The organism is Streptococcus mitis, assembly GCF_001281025.1.
Lineage (GTDB): Bacteria > Bacillota > Bacilli > Lactobacillales > Streptococcaceae > Streptococcus > Streptococcus mitis_AK.
In genome coordinates this window covers 945,546-965,301 of sequence record NZ_CP012646.1, presented here as the reverse complement: position 1 = coordinate 965,301, position 19,756 = coordinate 945,546, and the positions used below count along the sequence as shown (strand labels likewise).

Annotated in this window: 16 protein-coding genes; all 16 read right to left on the bottom strand. The window is 39.3% G+C overall.

Annotated elements, in window-relative coordinates; genetic code table 11:
- Positions 1 to 20: 20 nt before the first annotated feature.
- The 16 genes from RN80_RS04705 to RN80_RS04630 all read right to left on the bottom strand — a co-directional run bounded on the left by RN80_RS04705 (position 21) and on the right by RN80_RS04630 (position 19,662).
- On the bottom strand, positions 21 to 5,924 hold the full coding sequence (locus tag RN80_RS04705; RefSeq protein ID WP_060627840.1) for a ZmpA/ZmpB/ZmpC family metallo-endopeptidase: 5,904 nt from the start codon (positions 5,922 to 5,924) through the stop codon (positions 21 to 23).
- A 2-nt stretch (positions 5,925 to 5,926) separates the two neighbouring features.
- Positions 5,927 to 6,490, bottom strand: a complete 564-nt coding sequence (locus tag RN80_RS04700) for a TIGR01440 family protein (protein ID WP_000659520.1) — start codon at positions 6,488 to 6,490, stop codon at positions 5,927 to 5,929.
- Positions 6,491 to 6,604: 114 nt separating this feature from the next.
- Positions 6,605 to 8,296, bottom strand: a complete 1,692-nt coding sequence (locus RN80_RS04695; RefSeq protein WP_060627839.1) for a cache domain-containing sensor histidine kinase — start codon at positions 8,294 to 8,296, stop codon at positions 6,605 to 6,607.
- Positions 8,293 to 9,030 (bottom strand): response regulator transcription factor, encoded by a 738-nt coding sequence (locus RN80_RS04690; RefSeq protein ID WP_060627837.1) that lies wholly within the window; start codon positions 9,028 to 9,030, stop codon positions 8,293 to 8,295. The genes RN80_RS04695 and RN80_RS04690 overlap by 4 nt, the downstream gene beginning before the upstream one ends.
- Positions 9,031 to 9,100: 70 nt before the next feature.
- Positions 9,101 to 10,213 carry a peptide-methionine (R)-S-oxide reductase MsrB gene (gene msrB, locus RN80_RS04685; RefSeq protein ID WP_060627836.1) on the bottom strand — a complete coding sequence of 371 codons (1,113 nt, stop codon included), beginning with the start codon at positions 10,211 to 10,213 and terminating at the stop codon, positions 9,101 to 9,103.
- A gap of 9 nt (positions 10,214 to 10,222) precedes the next feature.
- Positions 10,223 to 10,786 (bottom strand): redoxin family protein, encoded by a 564-nt coding sequence (locus RN80_RS04680; RefSeq protein ID WP_060627834.1) that lies wholly within the window; start codon positions 10,784 to 10,786, stop codon positions 10,223 to 10,225.
- Positions 10,787 to 10,799: 13 nt separating this feature from the next.
- Positions 10,800 to 11,510, bottom strand: coding sequence for a thiol-disulfide oxidoreductase-associated membrane protein CcdA2 (gene ccdA2 / locus RN80_RS04675; RefSeq protein WP_000368750.1), 711 nt, complete (start codon positions 11,508 to 11,510; stop codon positions 10,800 to 10,802).
- Positions 11,511 to 11,828: 318 nt separating this feature from the next.
- Positions 11,829 to 12,704 carry an Rpn family recombination-promoting nuclease/putative transposase gene (locus tag RN80_RS04670; RefSeq protein WP_000603343.1) on the bottom strand — a complete coding sequence of 292 codons (876 nt, stop codon included), beginning with the start codon at positions 12,702 to 12,704 and terminating at the stop codon, positions 11,829 to 11,831.
- A 237-nt stretch (positions 12,705 to 12,941) separates the two neighbouring features.
- Positions 12,942 to 13,493 (bottom strand): GNAT family N-acetyltransferase, encoded by a 552-nt coding sequence (locus tag RN80_RS04665; protein WP_060627832.1) that lies wholly within the window; start codon positions 13,491 to 13,493, stop codon positions 12,942 to 12,944.
- Between the two features lie 347 nt (positions 13,494 to 13,840).
- Positions 13,841 to 14,665, bottom strand: a complete 825-nt coding sequence (gene nadE / locus RN80_RS04660; RefSeq protein WP_060627830.1) for an NAD(+) synthase — start codon at positions 14,663 to 14,665, stop codon at positions 13,841 to 13,843.
- Positions 14,662 to 16,122 carry a nicotinate phosphoribosyltransferase gene (locus tag RN80_RS04655; protein WP_060627828.1) on the bottom strand — a complete coding sequence of 487 codons (1,461 nt, stop codon included), beginning with the start codon at positions 16,120 to 16,122 and terminating at the stop codon, positions 14,662 to 14,664. Before RN80_RS04655 ends, nadE begins: the two co-directional genes overlap by 4 nt.
- Before the next feature lie 115 nt (positions 16,123 to 16,237).
- Positions 16,238 to 16,726, bottom strand: a complete 489-nt coding sequence (locus RN80_RS04650; RefSeq protein WP_060627826.1) for a DUF6773 family protein — start codon at positions 16,724 to 16,726, stop codon at positions 16,238 to 16,240.
- Positions 16,716 to 16,925, bottom strand: coding sequence for a helix-turn-helix transcriptional regulator (locus tag RN80_RS04645; RefSeq protein WP_001812672.1), 210 nt, complete (start codon positions 16,923 to 16,925; stop codon positions 16,716 to 16,718). The genes RN80_RS04650 and RN80_RS04645 overlap by 11 nt, the downstream gene beginning before the upstream one ends.
- 383 nt (positions 16,926 to 17,308) lie before the next feature.
- Complete coding sequence (locus tag RN80_RS04640; protein WP_060627824.1) at positions 17,309 to 18,037, bottom strand: ABC transporter permease; 729 nt, start codon at positions 18,035 to 18,037, stop codon at positions 17,309 to 17,311.
- A 15-nt stretch (positions 18,038 to 18,052) separates the two neighbouring features.
- Complete coding sequence (locus RN80_RS04635) at positions 18,053 to 18,898, bottom strand: ABC transporter ATP-binding protein (protein WP_080998502.1); 846 nt, start codon at positions 18,896 to 18,898, stop codon at positions 18,053 to 18,055.
- A 353-nt stretch (positions 18,899 to 19,251) separates the two neighbouring features.
- Positions 19,252 to 19,662 carry a GNAT family N-acetyltransferase gene (locus RN80_RS04630; RefSeq protein WP_080998501.1) on the bottom strand — a complete coding sequence of 137 codons (411 nt, stop codon included), beginning with the start codon at positions 19,660 to 19,662 and terminating at the stop codon, positions 19,252 to 19,254.
- Positions 19,663 to 19,756 lie beyond the last annotated feature (94 nt).

The window sequence follows — 19,756 nt, the reverse complement described above, 5'->3', positions numbered from 1 at the left end:
TATTCTATTAGTCCTATCTACTATTTAGTAAACAAATCTCCAGTAAATCCATTAGATTTTTGTAAGAGTTGTTTATAAACTTTTTCTTTCAGACCAACTGTATTTCCAAATCCATTCCCTTTAAGATCTTTCTCAACTGCTTCATCAAATAATTCTTGAAGTCTTGCATAAGTTGAAATTTTCTCACCATTAATTTCAATTTCAACAAAACCTTTTTGAGCTTTCTCATGTACTTCATGGTACCAAGCAGATTTCCATTCTTCTAAGTTTTGGAATCTTCCATTTGAAACTTTCTTAATGATGAAATCATCTCCAACATAACCATTGTTTTCTTTCTTAGCAGCATCTTTATATTTATTAGAAGCGTATCCTAAGAAACCATCGAGATAACCAAAGTAACCCCACATACGGAATGTATTATGTTTAAATGAAATAGAACCTACAGTACTTCTACTTGTGTTACCACCATAGATACCTGCCATCATATTAACGGTTTGATAAGCAGTGTCAAAACCTTCTGAACGATAACGTCCATTACCAGGCATTCCATGCTTGGTAACAAAGTTATTGTTTACCAATTGATCAATCGTTGTTAACTTCATGTTTTTCTCTTCATCATTTAAATCACGAAGTTTATCCCATTGATGTGGCTTACCTTTTAGACTGTTACGATCAGCATTCGAACGCCATTCTCGATCCATTTTCTTGAACCACTTATCATTGGTTCCTTCATTTTTCTTAATGACCGCTTCAGCTTCTAAGTAATCAAGCATCATCATTGATTCATTATAGTTCTTCATGTAATGGTCAATCTTCTGACGACTATCTAGCATATTAGGATTATAGTTATACCATTGATTACCATCATTTTGACGTTCATACGCCATGTTTAATCCTAAGGAACCATATTCACCATTTGGATTTGAGACTGATGGTGATTGTAACATACCTTGAGCAAAGGCTTCAACGTCTGTTCCTTCACGGTGACGCCAAGTTCCTAAGTAGGCCATACGGTCATTGATGTGAGTTGTTTCGTGAGTGAATGCAGATGTACCAAAATCACTAATCATGCTAGAGATGATATAATATACAGCCTCTTGTGGTTGTGGATTTTGGAAGATATAAGCGTATGCACCCATTCCATTGTATCCGTGCCACTTATCAGTCGGACCATAGAATTCACGAATTGGAGCAAAATCGCCATTCTTAGTATGTCCCATACGGTCAACCCAACCAAGACCTGGTACATCATGATTATCCCAAATGGCAGATGGTACCATATTCTCACTCTTAAGAAGTTGATTTCGTACATTATCAGCAGCAAGTCTTGACCAGAAGTCCAAGTAATTGATTTGTTCTTGCGCACGTAAATCAACTTGCTTCTTAAACGCTTCACGTTCTTCTACCGTATTTTTACCATATTTCTCAAATGAACTAAACGCAATGGTATTATAGGTTGTAATTAAAATCATATGCGCTTTCTTCAGATTCAGAAGTGGTAGAATATAACGTCCGTGATGTCCATTATTAATTACTTCATACAATTTATGTTTCTTATTCGCAAAATCAGGATTTGATGATTGTTTCTCAACAACATAAGCGTTATCTGCAATGTTGTTCTTGAACCAAGTATTCATATCTGTTTCACTAGTGAATAATTCCATGTTGTACTTCAGGAATTCGTGTAAATTAGCTTTACCAGTAGCACTTGCAAGAGCTCTGTTAAATGCATCGTGTGATTGATCACCTTTTAGGTTGTTACCATTTGATGCGAAGCTGATTAATCTATCAAGTACGTTAACGTTCTTACCGTAGAAATCCGGTTTAAAGGTCATCATATTTTTGATATTTAATCCGTCAAATTTAATTCCATAGTATTGGTTTAAGTAAGCCAGAGCTAACATGATTTTAGCTTTGTTATCTTCAACTTTTTTAATCAATGCACGTTTAGCTGCTTCGTCCGTATTTAATTGATGGTCTTCATTTTCAACTAAAGCTTTAACTAAAGCATCAAGATTATCTTTTACTTCTTTGAAGCTTTCTTCCATGTATAACATCTTAGGATTGTTATTAATCTTACGAACTTCATCTGAATCAAGTTCAACAGAAGCTAATTTAGCTTTGATATCATTAATCAAATTTGCACGATCTTTAACAACCATGTTTGGTGTATAGACAACATCACCTAATCCTTCAATACTATATTCACGAACTTGTTGAACCTTAGATTCTTTCTGTGTAATAGCCTTAATTTCTTTCGTCTTATCAGCGTAATGAATCATAATATGGTCAGCATCTGATAAGTCGGTCACAAATTGTCCATCTTTCATACCTGTAACAGATAAAACTTCCGTATTTAGTAATTTAGAATCTGCAGGAATCTTATTACCTTGATTTACAATCCATTCTTTGTTGTAGAACGGTTGAAGTTTTTCAATATTACGGTAAGCAAGTTCACGAGATACGTCATAATCTTGAGTAGATTTGTAAGTATCTGCTTTTGTTGCCTTATGGTTTAACTTATCTACAAAATGTTCAGTTATTGTATATTCATGTGCAGTAATTCCCATTTTAGCAATTCTGGCATCGGCTTCTTCTTGGGAAATACCCTTCCAACGACTAGAGCGAGAATATGATTGTTTACCTTCACTTACACCATTAACGAATACATTATTATTTCGAACCCAGTTTGCACCAAAGTAATCATCATCCTCTGCATCACGAGAACCGTAAAGAATCTCACCACCATTCTTCACTTTCATCATGGTAACGTTATTTTCAGCAAGCCCCCACGACCAGTTAGAATGAAGCAGACCACCTGTCTCAAGAGGTTCTTTCACATCAATCGTACCTTTTGCCACGGAATTCTTCAGACGTCCCCATGCACTAACGTCCATTGGGTTATCACCGTGATTCAATTTAGCAACCAGGCCACCGACCTTAGCTTTATTCCCTTTAATATATGCATCAATGTAAGAGTTGTCGGTGTTACTTCTCCAACTTTCACTTACAAGTCCACCAGACCACCATCCTGCATTACCAACACTTGTAATATTACCAATAAATGCAACATTACGCATGTTTGATTCATCCAGTTTATTGACCATACCAGTAACATCATTGTTACCTACTACGTTACCTGTCACTTTAATATTTTCAATCGTTGACTTTTTAAACATATCACCAAGCGGTGCTGTCTTATTAGCCCAAGGCATGTTGATATCGACATTACCTAGATTGAAGTCATGAATATGAGCGTTTTCAACTCGGTTGAATAGTGGACGCGCTAGGTTATGAATTGTAAAGCGGTTATCCCCATAACTAGACAACTTACCTTTAAACGTTCCTGTTACATACTGTTTACTTGGTGTTGGAACATTGGCAGCATTCAAATCTGCACCAAGTTTAAACTCACCAGTTGGGTCTTTTTGCATATCCTCAATGAGTTCTTTAAAGTTGTAATAGACATTTCCAATCTTCGGTAATTGTTTTTCAAAGTAATGTACATACTCTTCGCTTAGTGTATCATCAGCTCTACGTTGAATCAAATCAGGTGCTTTGGCAGTGACCTTATACAAAGTCTTGCCATCAACTGTGACTTCTTCAATCTTATCAACAGCCAGTCTGGTTGTTTTGTTATCATGAGTTGTCACTCGTAGATAAAGCGGAGCAAGATCAGCTGGTTTTTCTGTCAGCAAACTAGTATCTGTTTCGTTACCATCAGCGTCCACACTCATCAAGCTTGTTTCTTTGATGTTTTTGATTTCAACTTTTTTAAGGTCTAACTGAATTTGTTTATCTTCTAATTTCTCAGTTTCTTCGCCTTCTCCACGATCATAAACCATTGTTGTGGATAGAGTGTAGCCTTGATAATATTTCAATTTATCTACAGTAGCGTTTAAATTATTTTCAGCAACTGTTACTTCTTTGACAACTTTTCCATCTTTATCTTTTAACGCTAATTTGATTGATTTAATTTCTACTCCAGCTGGTTTATTCAATGTATAACTAGCTGTAGCGCTCTTCTTCAAGACATCTTTATCTGTTTTAGCCCATTCTAAAGTTGGTTTTTCTAATCCTTTTGTACCTTTTTTAATAATTTTATCTTGAGGTTGTTCAATTACTTTTTCAGTAACTGTTGGTGGTTCAGTAGTTTTTTCACCACGAATCGTTTTATACGTCTTAGTAATTTGTTTCTTGCCGTTTTTTCCTTGTTGAGCAACTTCTTCTGTCCCGCGTTTTAAGGTGTCATCTTCTTGCGTTTTTGTTTCAAAAGGAATCTCTACTTCTTCAGTTTCATCTACTGTTCCTTCAAGTGGTTTCGTTCCTTTTTTAACGACTTTAGAAACGGCAGGCACTTTCACTTCTGTAGTTGTAGAAAGAACTTTATCTGTCTCTACACCTTCCACTGTTTCGTAAGTTGTTTTCGTAACTTGGATACCTTTAGAACCAGGGGTTTCAACTACTTCTTCATCCACATATTTTGTATCGTCTGGAACTACTTCTGTTGTGAAATCTAATTCACTTTCGGTAGACTTCTCAACTGTACCTGTTGTTACTTTATATTCTGGGTTTACTTCTTGTACTGGTGCTTGACCTTCTTGACCAGGTTCTTGAGTTCCCTTTGTTGAAACTGGTTCTTTATATTCAGGAAGTTTTGGCTGTACTAAAGCTTGGCCTTGCTTCTCGCCTTCTTTTACTTCTTGAACACCTTTGGCTTCATGATACTCTGGCAATTCTGGTTGTGTTAAGGCTTGTCCTACCTTCCCTTCTTCTTGAGTCCCTTTTGCTTCTACTGGAGCCTCTGGCAATTCTGGTTGTGTTAAGGCTTGTCCTACCTTCCCTTCTTCTTGCGTACCTTTAGCTACTTGGTGACTTGGTTCAGCTTGTGGTACTGGAGTTGGGGTAGGTTGTACCTCTTTCTTAGTTCCGACTGCAATGACTTGTGACACAGGATTCTGAACCACTTGGTCTTCGATGACTTCTCTAACTTCTTGACCATTAACCATTGATACTTTAGTTACAAGACGACGCTGACCATTTACTCCGGCTGCGACGATACGAGTCTGTCCTTCTGCTAGATTCGCATCTGGGCTTGTGATTATTTCAAAAGGAATCTCCACCAAGCTCTCTTCCTGTCTTGTCTGAGGATTCGCAGAAACTGGTTTTTCTTCAACCGCAGGAGCAACCGGAGTTTGTGCCAAAGGTTTTTCAACAACAGGTTGGGGAGTGACAGCAGGTGTTTCTTGAACTACTTCTGTTTTCTCGATTTCATTTGCACTTTGCTTTTCTACTGGCAACTGAGGCTTCTCAGCTGAAGCTGGTCTTGATGGATGGAGTTCTGCTTCCTTGAAGTATCCGATGTATTCATAACCATCAATGTGGATAATCCCTTCAGCCAAACCTTCATGTGTAGAGGCCGAAATAGTTTGGTTATAAGAAAGCAATTCTTTATTTTCAAATGCGAATGTCCCATAAGGTACAAAGGTACTGGCTCCTAAAGAACCAATCAAGAGAACACCTAGAACCTCTTTGCGACCTTTTTTGGACACCAAAAAGACTGCTAGAGAAGCAGTTGCCAAGCCAAGACCTGCCAAAGCTAGTTCCTTACTTCCTGTGTAAGGAAGTTGTTGTCTGTTAGTTGCCTTCTTACGATAAACTACATAAAGAATATCATCATCTTGAAATTCTCTAGGAACCTCATGGTGAATCAGGGCTTTTTCAGACTCGGTCAATTCCTGCTCCGCCAAATAACGGTAATGAACGCTATGAGCACCGCCGACTTCATTGGCTTGAACCTTATCTACTGAAAGGGTACTAGCACCAAAAAGGAAGGCCCCGATTGCTACAGGACCTACCCCAACAGTTAGCTTACGAATCGAATATTTGGTGATTTTTTCTAGTTGTTGTTTTGTTTTTTTCATTCTCACGACTTTCTGATAGAATCTTGTGGATAATGCGCACGCGCACCTCCAATTAATTTTGGACGGCTAGCAAGAGCCGTTACATGGGCATGCCCAATTTCTCTCAAAAGAGGGCGAATCGGAACCTGAACATGCTTGACATGCATGCCAATTGCAGTGTCTCCGATATCCAATCCAGCATGAGCCTTGATAAATTCAACCTCAACTGGATCTTGCATAAACTTGAAGGCTGCCAACTGACCTGAACCTCCTGCATGAAGGGTAGGAAGGACACTGACCATTTCCAGACCAAACTGCTCTGCCACCTGACGTTCAACGACGAGGGCCCGATTGACATGTTCACAACCTTGAACGGCTAGATGAATTCCATTTTCTTCTAGGATATCTAGGATGGTCTTCACAATGATTTCCCCAATTTCTTGGCTGGATTCCTTGCCAATCTGACCACCTATCACTTCACTAGAAGAAAGGCCCAAAACAAAGATAGATCCCTGCTTCAAATTGGCCTTTTCTAATACATCTTTTACAATCTGGCTTGTTTCTCTTTGAATGTCTTTTTCCTTCATACTTGATACCTCTTTTGTCATTATCTATCATATCGTTTTTTCTACGTTTTAGCAAGATAGACAACCTAGAAAGCTTGCCCAATTACGCATAAAACTCCCAGAATGAACTGGGAGTTAGCTAATTTCTATTCTATTTATGTATATTTCTACTGTCGTACCTTTTGAGGGAATAGAATCAATCTTCATTTGGTAATCTTCTCCAAAGTGAAGTTTGAGCCGTTGATCAACATTTTGAAGACCAACTCCCCCACGTTTGAGTTGACTTTGACTACTATCACTAGTATCTTGGAAGCCAACTCCATCATCCTCAATACGGATGACCATTCCTGAATCCTGTTTCTGGACAGTAATTTTAATATGGCCCTGACCTTCTTTTTCTTTAATACCATGGTAAAGAGCATTTTCTACAAGGGGTTGCAACACCAACTTAGGCAAGACTAGATTATCAAAGGCAGGAGTTTCATTAATTTCATACTCCAGCTTATCGCCATAACGTTGTTTCTGGATAAAGAGATACTGGCGGACATGATTGATTTCGTCAGACAAGCAAATCAAATCCTTCCCCTGATTGAGCGCCAAGCGGAAATAGGTTGCCAAGGACTTGGTCACCTGAACCACTCGCTGACTGTCCTGAAATTCAGCCATCCAGATGATCGTGTCCAAGGTGTTATAGAGGAAATGCGGATTAATCTGGCTTGATAGGGCTTGAAGTTGGTACTGACGGGTCGTTTCTTCCTGCCTACGAATATCTATCATCAACTGATCAATCTGATCCAACATGGCATTAAACTGGCGAGTCACCTCTCTCAGTTCATAAGCACCCGCTTCCTTGGCACGAAGATTTTGAGAACCAGAAGCAATCTCCAGCATGGTTTCTCTCAAATCCTTCAAAGGGGCAATCCAGCGCTTGAGACTGAACCACACCAAGCAGAGACAGGCAAGAAGTGATGTGACACTAGCCCCAAGCAAGGTCCACAAGAGTTGACTCCGAACCTGGTCTAACTTTTCCAGTGATGACACGCCAAGCACCGTCCAATCAGTTCCTGCAATCTTTTCCTGACTGACGTAGGATTGGTGGTCGAGCGTATAGCCCTGTCCTGTCTCAATGTAGGGTTTCATGGCTTCCATTTCACTAGCTGAACTATAGACTGTGTGTTGAGGATGGTAAACAAATTCATGGTTTTCATTGATGATAAAGGCAAAGCCCTGCTGACCCAACTGGAGTTGATTGAGATAGGCTTCCAGAGTTTCATAGGAAATATCCAAGCGAAGAACGCCCAGATCGGCTCCCTTTGCATCAAGAAGTTCCTGAGTGACAGAAATAACCCATTGACTATCTGATTTATGAGCTGGAGTCAAAACTGGCTTAGCTCCCTGATGAATGGCCTTTTGGTACCAATCCTCAGTCATCATATCTGAAGATGTTTTCATCTGCACACTGTCATCTGTAGAAATGAGCTGACCAGACTTGGTTACCAGCACAACAGCTTTCAAGTCCTGATCTGCCTTCAAGATGGTTAAAAACAGATCTCGAATTCCCTTTACCTTGTCTTGACTGGGATTCTCAGCATAGGCTAGGACATCCGTCTGCTGGGTCAAACTGGTCGAGGTGGTTTCTAATTTTTTGATATAAGACTGGATAAAGTGGCTAGTCTGACTGATAGTCGTTTGACTATTGCCCTCAATGCTAGCCTCAATGGCTGAAGAACTAGATCGATAGTAGAAAGTCCCAACCAGAGCTAGGAGAATGAGAAAGACCAGAAAGATAGAAATAACCATTCTAACTAGAAGAGACGAACGTTTCATCGACCTTCCCCCTTCTTAAACTGACGAGGTGTCACACCCGCAATATGCTTAAAGCGTTGGGTAAAGTAGTTCATATCTTCAAAGCCAACCTTTTCGGCTATCTCATAAATCTTAAAATCTGTGGTCAAAAGCAAGAGCTTAGCTTGTTTGACACGCTCTCGCACCAAATAATCCTGAAAAGGCAAGCCCAACTCTTTCTTAATCAAAGAACTCAGATAGGTCGGACTAAAACCTAAGTCATTGGCTAAAGACTTTAAACTAAACTGGCTATCAGCCAGATGGGACTGGATTTTCTGGGCCATATTTCCCTCAAACTTATCGGTCAATAAATCTTGTAACTGCTCTTCTTTCTCTTCTTTGTCCAACTTTTGCTTGATTTTTCCCAACATTTCCTCAATATCCTGACGAGAAAAAGGCTTGAGCAGGTAGTCATCCACACCGAGTTTGACAGCAGACAAAGCATAATCAAAATCATCGTAGCCTGTTAAAAAGACCAAATGAACCTGAGGATAGGTTTCTCGGACCAGACTGGCTAACTGGATACCATTTAGCTGGGGCATGTTAATATCAGTTAAAACAATGTCTGGCACCTGCTTTTGAATCAGCTCCCAAGCCTGCCTTCCATTTTCAACCTGACCGATGATTTCCATATCGTAGGCTGCTACATTGACCAGCTTGGTCAAACCTTGTCTCACCAGATATTCATCTTCTACGATTAAGATTGTGTAGGTCATGCTCTGCTCCTTTATCACTTACTAGTATCAGTATAGCAAAATTCTCCTCTAACTGCTTAGGAAAGCCCTCTTAATCAACATAATCTAGTAAATAAGCATAGCCTTTTTCTTCCATTTGGTCTTTGGGAATAAAGCGGATAGAGAGACTATTGATACAGTAGCGTAAGCCCCCCTTGTCCTGTGGTCCATCCGTAAAGACATGGCCCAGATGAGAATCTCCAACTCGGCTCCGCACTTCCATGCGCGTCATATTGTAGGACTTATCTTCCTTGTAGGTGGCAACATCTGGGCTGATGGGCTGGGTGAAACTAGGCCAACCACAACCAGACTCAAACTTGTCCTTTGATGAAAAGAGGGGTTCGCCAGTTGCTACATCTACATAGATACCGGATTCAAATTTATCCCAATAGCGATTTGAAAAAGCTCGTTCTGTTTGATTTTTCTGGGTAACTGCATACTCCTCAGGTGACAGCGTCTTTTTCAATTCTTCATCACTTGGTTTGGGATATTTGCTGGCATCAATGACAGGGTAGGCAGCCTGATTAACATTGATATGGCAGTAGCCATTTGGATTTTTCTTGAGGTAGTCTTGGTGATAGTCCTCAGCCACTACAAAATTCTTCAAGGTTTCCTTTTCAACTGCTAGAGGTTGATCGTATTTCTTAGCCACCTCATCAAAGACTTGGTTAATCACCTCTAAATCCTTGTCATCTGTGTAATAAACACCAGTACGGTACTGGGTTCCCACATCATTTCCTTGTTTATTTTTGCTGGTTGGATTGATAATGCGGAAATAATGAAGCAGGATTTCCTTGAGTGAAATTTGCTTGGCATCATAGGTAACATGAACAGTCTCCGCATGACCTGTTTGGTTAATCAATTCGTACTTGGTTGTTTCCCCTCTACCATTTGCATAGCCTGAAACGGCATCCGTCACCCCGGGAACTCGAGAAAAATACTCCTCAACTCCCCAGAAACATCCCCCAGCTAGATAAATTTCGTGCAAGTCTGCATCTTTACTCACTTCTGTTTTTTTCACTGTTTTTCCTCCTTGGCTGACTGCCGCTTTCTCAATTTGCGAGCTATCTGTCTGCCCTGCATTTCGCATCAATAGAAAATAGAAACCGCTTATGGCTAAGAAAAAGATTCCTGCCAAGACAAACAATTTTACTTTATCATTCATGACCTTTCTCTACCCCATTTCTTTCAATGTTTTTAAAACCATACCCTTATCCATAAAACCTGGTTGCGTTTTGACCAGCTTTCCTTCCTTGTCTATAAAGGCTTGAGTTGGGTAAGAACGGACACCATAACTTTCCAAGAGTTTACCTGACGGATCAATTAGGACTGGGAAATTTTTATAATCCAAGCCCTTGTACCAGTTCTTAAATTCTGCTTCAGCTTGTTCCCCCTTGTGTCCAGGAGACACCACTGTCAAGACCACATAGTCATCACCAGCATCTTTAGCAATTTCATCCGTGTCAGGAAGACTAGCTAGACAGATGGAACACCAAGAAGCCCAGAATTTGAGATAGACTTTCTTACCCTTATAATCAGATAAGCGGTAGGTCTTGCCATCTACTCCTGTCAGTTCAAAATCAGCAACTGCCTGACCTTTAGTCGCAGTTTGCGCACTGACTTGTTCTGTTTTGGTTTGCTCCTTCATAGTAGCTTCATCTGACATGTTTTTAGCCGAACAGGCTGCCAAACAACAGATCGAGCCTACTCCAAGGAGACATGTTTGCCATTTTTTCATTTCTTCTTCCTCTCTATTCAAATAATGTAGTCAAAATGGAAGCATTTCCCAAAAGCACCAAGATTCCCATCACGATAATGAGGAAACCACCCACTTTTTTGAAGGTTCCGAGATAAGGATGGAGTTTTCGAAAATGTTTCAAAACATAGCTGGAGGCTAGAGCTAGAACCAAAAATGGTAGCGCCAAACCCAGCGTGTAAATCAACATGAGGCCAGCTCCCTGCCAAGCACCTGAGCCACCTGAAGCCGCCAAGGCCAAAACAGAGCCAAGAACCGGCCCCACACAAGGCGTCCAAGCAAAACTAAAGGTCAACCCCAGTAAAAATGCCTGACTATAGCCCTTACCCTTTTGCCCCTGTCTCTGTAATTGTAGCCTTCTTTCCTTGTAAAGTCCCTTCAAATGCAAGACTTCCATCTGGTGCAGGCCCAAGAGAATGATAACAGCACCCGTCACATACTGAAACCAAGAAGCATACAGCAAATTGCCTAAAAAACCAGCTCCATAGCCCAGTAAGATAAAGATAAAAGAAATACCCGCTATAAAGGCCAGAGTTCGCAATAAACTGACAACTGAGATTGAAAATTTGCCACTAGAAGCTTGAGCACCATCTTTGTCATCCAACAAGACCCCTGCATAAACCGGTAACAAGGGTAAGATACAAGGAGAAAAGAAGGAAAGAATTCCAGCAAGAAAAACACTGATAAAAAAGATTATATTATCCATTGCCTTCCTCCATTCTTTGATTTGATAGAACTATTATAGCTCCAAAACTCCAGAAAAAATAGGGACAATGATAGGGAAAAATAGGAATTTAATCAGGTAATACTTCAAAGAAATCAAAAAAACATGAGTAAAAGGGTAAGCTATCTTACGTTTTCGAGCCAACATCTAGTAAACTAAAAAACAGATTCTTCCATCTATCGCGGAAAAATCTGTCATTGATTTATTGATTTACAAAAACTCCAACCACGCTTTGCGAACCTCGTCTTTGCTGGTTTCTCTGTATTTTTTAGTTCCAAGAATGCCATTATTGTGAAGTTCTTACAATAGTGCCTCAAACTCAGCGACGGTCATGCCTAATTGCGCACTCGCAACCTCTGCCGTTAAAAGATGCTGACGAACAAGATTTACTAACCCTTTTTTTAGTCCCTGTTCAATACCTTCTGCCCTAGCTGTTTCCAAGGCATAGTCCTGCGCTAACAAGGCTTGTTCTTCGCGTCTGCGTTGTTCACTAAACATTTTCCTGTCCTCCTCGGACCAGCTCTTATAGTCCAGCAGTTGGTCTGCCTGGCTGATGGCTCGCTCGGGTTCTTGGGTAAAGGGCTTGTTACCGAAAAACTCCAACCACGGCTTGCGAACCTCGTCTTTGCTGGTTTCTCTGTATTTTTTTAATTCCAAGAATGCCATCTTGACTAGATGGTTTTCCTGACCATTGTTGGTAATGGTTAAAACTTCACCTGTCGTGTCCTCTCGCATACTGAAGCTATGAAAAGCCAAATCATCTGAGAAATAATTACTATCTACAATAGCTATTGCGTAAACAGGTGCAATATGTTTGTAACTCTGGTGTGTATCACCTTCACGTTGGCGAATTTTTTCAAGATTTTGATTAACCTGACTGCACAGATAAGCCCACAAACGATTAATGAAAAAATTCTGATGATGAACTTGGATTTCGATAATAACCTGCGTGCCATTATCCAACTCCGCTAAGACGTCTATACTGGTATAGAAATCCTGCGCCGAGTACGGCAGGGAAGGTAAGACATGAATGTTACTTCCCTCCAAAATAGTCACATTTTTTGCTGGTAAGTCCAGCATATCGCGAATAAATTGACAAGTGATTTCTGGATTGCTAAAGATTTTTTTAGCTACCAAATCATTAGTTGGGCTGATGCCCGGATGTCTGAGAATCATCCTTTTCCTCCTTTTATTATACCACAGTTTTATATTCAATGAAAATCAAAGAGCAAACTAGGAAACTAGCCGCAGGCTGTACTTGAGTACGGCAAGGCGACGTTGACGTTGTTTGAATTTGATTTTCGAAGAGTATTAAATCTAGTTTTACTAGATTCACTGACTCTATCTATTTATTCGGAAAAGAAAGGATAAATGAAAAAAATAAGAACAGCGGATAAGCAATAAATTTTAAGCTTAACAGTCTTCCCTACTTACCTGGTAATAAATAAGATCAGCAAGATAGCCTTTTCTCTCTACACCATTGGTAATAGTCTTGAGATAGGACATTCCAGCCTTCTCCATGACACGACCTGAAGCTGGATTGAGACTGGCATATCGTGCTCTAACTTTTTGAAAGCCTGCTTGAGTAAAACAAAAATCTAAGACAGTTTTTAAGGCCTCTGTCATCATACCATGACCCCAGTATTTCTTACCTAGCACATAGCCAATTTCACAAGAAGAATCGTTCTCATCCATTTCAACGATGCTGATATCCCCTATCACCTGCTCAGGATTTTCTTTGAGACAAATAGCCCATTTGTAATAGTTGAGATTTGTATAGGAGGCAACCCAGTTACGAATCGAATTTCGAGTCACCTCGACATCAGGATGAGGATCCCAAGTGACGTAGGTTAGATTTTCAGCGGACGAAGCCCAATTCTGAAACATGGCTTCTGCATCACTTTCCAAAAATCTTCGCAAGATTAAACGATCTGTCTGTAATATTTGCGTACCGATTGCTTTCATGACGCTACCTCGCTTTCTGATAGATGATTCTATGTCCAATCTCCATTGAAACTTGTTTTGCTTTTGAATTTCAAGGTAATAAGCTAAAAAGGTCCCCCGGACCTTCTTCGCTTACTTGTTTCCGTGCTCGGGGTAAAAAGACTAAACTCAGTAACAACTAAAAAACAAGTTGTTCATCTAGTTCCTTGACGCAGTCGCTGTCTGGTTTGAAATGCGCTCTAGCAAGCTTTTTCAAACCTAGTCATCGTTGCGGGGGTGAGACGACGAAATCGAACTCTGTGAGTTGCCGGACCTTCTCTCGCTTTCTTATTTCAAGGCGAGAGGCTGAAAACCTCCACTGGAGGTTTTCACTCCCAAAAGTCATCGAATACGGTGATTGGTAGGTGGCGTTTGTGTTGGCCTTTGTGCCACCAGTTTTCGATAGTCGCTTGGGCTTCTGGGCTGATTGTTTTGCCTTCTAGGTAGTCGTCAATCTCTTCATAAGTGACTCCGAGGGCCACTTCGTCAGCTAGACCTGGTTTATCTTCTTCTAGATCTGCCGTTGGGATTTTTTCATAAAGGGCTGGGTCTGCACCAAGTTCCTTCAAGAGTTGTTTTCCTTGGCGTTTATTAAGACGGTAAAGAGGGAGAATATCCGCACCACCATCACCAAACTTGGTAAAGAAACCTGTGATATTTTCCGCGGCGTGGTCTGTTCCAATGACCGCTCCGCTATGGGAACCAGCAAGGGCATACTGAGCAATCATACGGCAACGAGCCTTGATATTGCCCTTGTTAAAATCTGAAACAGGACTACCTGTCGCATCAACTGCAGCTGTCATGGCATCTGCCGACTCCTTGATATTAACTACCAAGCTGACATCTGGCTGGATAAATGCTAAGGCTTTTTGAGCATCTGCTTCATCAGCTTGCACTCCGTATGGCAGGCGGACAGCGATAAATTTGTAGCTGTCGTCTCCCGTTTCTGCTCTCAGTTCTTCCATAGCTAGTTGGGCCAATCGACCTGCTAAGGTTGAGTCTTGTCCCCCAGAAATCCCTAGTACAAAGGTTTTAAGAAAGGGATGTTTTTTCAGGTATCTTTTTAAGAAATCAATGGATCGACGGATTTCTTCCTGGGCATCAATCACTGGTTTCACGCCCAGTTCTTGGATAATCGTTTCTTGCAAACTCATTCTTCTTCTCCTTCACCAAGGGCTTCCTTGCGCATCTTGTCAATCAAGTCCATCTTGTCTTGCCATACATCACGCGCCAAATCCACTGGATAGTGCTGCGGATTGAGCACGCGCTTGTACTCATCCCAAAGCTTGTCAAATTCCTTACGAGCATAAGCCTGAATCTCAGTCAAGCTAGGCAGATTGTAAATCAATTTTCCGTCTTTGAAAATATCCACTAAGAGAGGAACAGCATCAAAATTACGAACCGTCTTCTTGATGTAGGTATAAGTCGGATGGAACATCTTGATTTCTGTCATGTCGCTCACATCCACACCATCATAGGTAATGTAATCACCTTCTGACTTGCCTTTTTCACGACTGGTAATGCGCCACACCTGCTTCTTACCTGGCGTAGACACTTTTTCCGCATTATTAGACAGCTTAATTGTATTGCGCATGTTCCCATTCTCATCTTCGATGGCAACAATCTTGTAAACTGCCCCAAGAGCTGGCTGGTCATAGGCTGTAATCAGCTTGGTTCCCACGCCCCAGACATCAATCTTGGCCTTTTGCATCTTGAGGTTGAGGATGGTATTTTCATCTAGGTCATTTGAAGCATAAATCTTAGCCTCTGTAAATCCAGCCTCGTCCAGTTGCTGACGGACTTTCTTGGAAATGTAGGCAATATCCCCAGAATCAATCCGCACACCCATAAAGTTAATCTGGTCACCCAGCTCACGCGCCACTTGAATGGCAGCTGGCACCCCAATGCGAAGGGTGTCATAGGTATCCACAAGAAAGACACAATTTTTGTGGGTCGCAGCGTAAGCCTTGAAGGCTTCATAGTCATTGCCATAAACCTGCACCAAGGCATGGGCATGGGTCCCCAAGACAGGAATGTCAAAGAGTTTACCAGCACGCACGTTGCTAGTTCCATTGGCGCCACCAATCACCGCTGCGCGTGTTCCCCAGATAGCTGCATCCATTTCTTGAGCCCGACGTGTCCCAAACTCCATCAAGGGTTCATCTTCAATAACCGAGCGAATACGAGCTGCCTTAGTCGCCACCAAGGTCTGGTAGTTGACGATGTTCAAAAGAGCTGTTTCAACCAACTGACATTGGGCTAGAGGGCCTTCCACCTGTACAATCGGTTCATTTGCAAAGACCAAGTCCCCTTCTTGGGCAGAACGAACAGTCAACTCCAACTTGAAATTGCGGAGGTAGTCCAAGAATGCCCCCTGATAACCAAGCGACTCCAAATAGGCGATATCACTATCTGAAAAACGCAAGTCTTCAAGATAACTCACAATTCTTTCTAAACCAGCAAAAACCGCATAGCCATTCTTAAAAGGTTGTTGGCGGAAATAAACCTCAAAGACCGCCTTTTTATTGTGAATCCCTTGGTCAAAGTAAACCTGCATCATGTTAATCTGGTACAAGTCCGTGTGCAATGTCAAACTATCATCTGGATACATACTTTTCCTACTTCCTTAACTAGAAACCCATGAAAATTTTTAAGAACTTTCATGTATTCCAATAAATTAGTACTATTATAACACATTTTAGCTGTATTGAGAAAAGTGTAACAAGCTATTCTCCACTCTCCAGTTCATCCATATCTTGTTCAAACTTTTTCTGAGCCCATTCGCCATAGCTCTTAAGACCAAGATTGCCAATAAAGACACAGGGAAGGTAAATGACATAAGTAATTGCCCAAGCAGATAGGTATTTAAGATTCAAAGGATTGTGCTGATAAATTTCTATGTTGAATTGATAATTCTGCAACATCAAAAGAGTCGTAATAGCAAGAGTTACCAGCAAACACCCTAAAATTGTAAAATGAAAACGACTATAGTAGTTCACACCCAAATCTCGAGCACGGCCGAAAAAGTAAGAAGTTCCAATAATGATGATGATGAGAATCATTCTCGGATTAAAAAGACTTGGTGCAAATACTGCAATCATATAAGATAAAAGCAAGAAAGCTATAGAGATATAGAAACTTTCAGCCCCCGCTTTATTGATCAGTTGTTCTTCTCTTTCGTCTAGTAATTGATAATAAAAAAATCTATTTTTCATCTTCTTCCTCCCAAAATAATTGATCCAAAGTTTTGCCTAAGCATCTGCAAATGGACTGGCAGAGGGAAAGACTGGGATTGTATTTCCCCGCCTCTATCAAACCAATAGTCTGGCGCGTCACTCCGACAGCCTCTGCCAGTTGACCTTGAGTTAAATCAAGCTCAACCCGAGCTAATTTTAATTTTAAATTTTTAGCCACCTGCGTCCTCCTTATAGTTTTAATACTCATCTACTCTTAAAAAATCCAAAACTAACACAAGCTGTCAGCTATTTATTATAACCTCATTAATTAGCACTCCAATATTATCTTCAACCTAAAATCAGTATGTTGGATTGTTTGAAATAAACTTCCTAGTTTACTCTTTTATTTTTGTTTAGTATTAGCTTTAGTAGAATCTTTTAAACGAGTTTTTATTGCTTGTACTTCTTGTTTAGTTTAGTTGGTTTCATATTACTATTATATAATGCTTTTGGAAATGAGTCTAGTATAAGTCAAAAACGTGGTGAACAGCAAGAGAAGGAGCATACCAAGATGACTGATTTTTTGCTGGTTTTAAGTATGCAAAATAATACTAAACGAAACTAAAATGAATACTCCTTGCTTTTCTTGAGAGTGCAAAAATACAATAAAATGATTGTAGTGATTGCCACAAGATACTGACTAATAGACATCGTATTTGAAGCAACAAACACAGGTAAGGAATAAAAAGGAAGAAGTTCAATTGCTTTGATAAACAAATCATTACTAGTATTCATCATAATCGTATTTAATATATTAGGGACAAAGAGTAGTAAAGCTACTAAAATACCAAATACCAAGCCACTTTTCAATTTGTATAAATAGAAAATGTAAGATAATAGAAAATAAAATAGGACTAACAAAATTGTATTGACTACAATGGCTACTATAAAATCTAAACCTAAATCACCTGGAACACCCAATTTACTTACGATGACTAGTAACACAATACCATTCAAAGCATAAATAATGGAAACTGAGATGGCATATAGAAAATTAGACAAGACGTAAATCATCCGATTCTTCTGTTGATTATAAAACAAACTGATTGTATTATGAGAAAAATCTCTACTAATGACTCGGTTAGCATGTATGACAGCCATTAACATACCGAGCATAGCATAAAAGTTTGAAATATGCTTAATACCAAGTGATGTCCCTTGACTCTTTAGAATAAAGAATGTAACCAATATCGGCGGTATAAACGAGATAATCAATCCGAGATATATTACGCCTGATGAATATAAATCCCTTATATTTTCCTTAAGAAAATTCAATTTATTTAATTTCATGATTATAACCTTCCTTTATTTTGAACGATTTAGATAAATATCTTTAAGCGTCTCTTTTTTAGTTTCAAAATCAACTACTTTAATAGAGTTTTCGTTAAAAAATTTAAAAAGCTCACTACTTTGAATATTCCCAGACATAGTAATTCTCAGTCCCTCTTCCTGAACAATATCCCCAAATTCTTGTTTGGTAATGAAAATATCTCTATCTGTAGCTGATGAAAAAGCTATCTCAAACAAGCAATTATGACTATCTTTTCCTACTTTTTGAAATGTCAAAAGCTCATTCTCCAAGAAGAGGACTCTCTCACAAATTTCTTCAATATCTTCTAATTTATGACTCGATATTAAAATTCCCACATTTTTACTTAAAGCTAAGTTTTTTAGAACCGCTAAAACTATTTGTGATGATTCAATATCTAAACCATTAGTCGGTTCATCTAAAATCAATATATCAGGTTCCGTAACGAGAGTTAGAAGCAAAGCTAATTTTTGTTTTGTACCCAAAGAATAGGTCTTTACTTTTTTATTAATAGACTGAGTCAAATCTAACTCTTGAATCAAACTCCCAAATCTTTCTTGATTGTAGTCAACACCATATAAATTTGACAAATATTTTAAATTCTCTAAACCTGTTTTAGATAAAAATAACTTTGGTTCTTCGATTAAATACCCAACATTATCACTACTTATAATATTCCCTGCAGTCGGTTGATTATTCTGAACAAGAATTTTCATCAATGTACTCTTACCAACTCCGTTTCTCCCTACTAGACCAACAATTTCACCCTTATTAAGTACGAAATTTATATCTTTGAGAATGGTTGAATGACCATAATGCTTACTTACATTTATAACTTCCATTTTTTATTCCTCCATTAATATTCTTGGTTTTCTCTTTGATTCTCATTAATTTTAAAAAGTTGCGCCTCTTTTCAACAACATTATATCATATATCTAACTTAATGCAATATATAAATGTCATTTTGTAAAATTTTATTAACAAAAAACTCTCTACCATAAAAAATAGAGAGTGTTAAGTTTAAATATAGGATTTCAAAATATCGACGACATCACTTTTTTTCTTAACCTGATAGACCTTGATTCCCAATGTGCGATTGCATTGTCTTCAATATCGTCTAGAAAGACACAATTTCTAGGATTTAACTGGTATTTATCGAGACTTATGTCAAGCTCCCCTCTTTGCTTTATTCTCCTTACAAATCCTTTTGGTAATAAAATCTTTTCCCTGTGTAAGGATAGTCTTGTAACCTAAAAACTTCCTTGTATCCATGTTTCTGATAAAAATCAGGTGCCTGAAACTGATAAGTATTGACAAATGCAAAACGACAGTTTCGATTCTTAGCTTCACTTTCAGCCTGTTGCAATAGTTTTGAACCAATTCCTTGCCCTCGCAATTCCTCTTTTACAAACAAATACTCGATTTCTAGCCAATTTCCAAAAGTCTCTGCTATCAAACCTGCAAGGAGATTACCCTTTTCATCTTCTACATAAAGATTCAATGGCTCACTTTCAGCCTCTTCTCTTTTGGAACGGTTATAAGCACGAATCAAATTCCCAATTTCTTGTGCTTTCTGGGATTTCTCATTTTCCAATCTAAAGTACATCTAAATCTCCTTAAATACTGTTACAGCTTGATTATAGTCTTATTTCCAAAGACTGTCAAACTAGCAAAAACCCATCAAGCTAAGTTGATGAGTT

Excerpts from the sequence above, each read along its gene's own strand:
- RN80_RS04690 (WP_060627837.1), bottom strand. The coding sequence starts at position 9,030 with ATGACCTACACAATCTTAATCGTAGAAGATGAATATCTGGTGAGACAA.
- RN80_RS04665 (WP_060627832.1), bottom strand. The coding sequence starts at position 13,493 with ATGAAAGCAATCGGTACGCAAATATTACAGACAGATCGTTTAATCTTG.
- RN80_RS04680 (WP_060627834.1), bottom strand. The coding sequence starts at position 10,786 with ATGAAAAAATGGCAAACATGTCTCCTTGGAGTAGGCTCGATCTGTTGT.
- RN80_RS04630 (WP_080998501.1), bottom strand. The coding sequence starts at position 19,662 with ATGTACTTTAGATTGGAAAATGAGAAATCCCAGAAAGCACAAGAAATT.
- RN80_RS04655 (WP_060627828.1), bottom strand. The coding sequence starts at position 16,122 with ATGTATCCAGATGATAGTTTGACATTGCACACGGACTTGTACCAGATT.
- nadE (WP_060627830.1), bottom strand. The coding sequence starts at position 14,665 with ATGAGTTTGCAAGAAACGATTATCCAAGAACTGGGCGTGAAACCAGTG.
- ccdA2 (WP_000368750.1), bottom strand. The coding sequence starts at position 11,510 with ATGGATAATATAATCTTTTTTATCAGTGTTTTTCTTGCTGGAATTCTT.
- RN80_RS04695 (WP_060627839.1), bottom strand. The coding sequence starts at position 8,296 with ATGAAACGTTCGTCTCTTCTAGTTAGAATGGTTATTTCTATCTTTCTG.
- RN80_RS04650 (WP_060627826.1), bottom strand. The coding sequence starts at position 16,726 with ATGAAAAATAGATTTTTTTATTATCAATTACTAGACGAAAGAGAAGAA.
- RN80_RS04705 (WP_060627840.1), bottom strand. The coding sequence starts at position 5,924 with ATGAAAAAAACAAAACAACAACTAGAAAAAATCACCAAATATTCGATT.
- msrB (WP_060627836.1), bottom strand. The coding sequence starts at position 10,213 with ATGAATGATAAAGTAAAATTGTTTGTCTTGGCAGGAATCTTTTTCTTA.
- RN80_RS04635 (WP_080998502.1), bottom strand. The coding sequence starts at position 18,898 with ATGGAAGTTATAAATGTAAGTAAGCATTATGGTCATTCAACCATTCTC.
- RN80_RS04640 (WP_060627824.1), bottom strand. The coding sequence starts at position 18,037 with ATGAAATTAAATAAATTGAATTTTCTTAAGGAAAATATAAGGGATTTA.
- RN80_RS04670 (WP_000603343.1), bottom strand. The coding sequence starts at position 12,704 with ATGATTCTCAGACATCCGGGCATCAGCCCAACTAATGATTTGGTAGCT.
- RN80_RS04700 (WP_000659520.1), bottom strand. The coding sequence starts at position 6,490 with ATGAAGGAAAAAGACATTCAAAGAGAAACAAGCCAGATTGTAAAAGAT.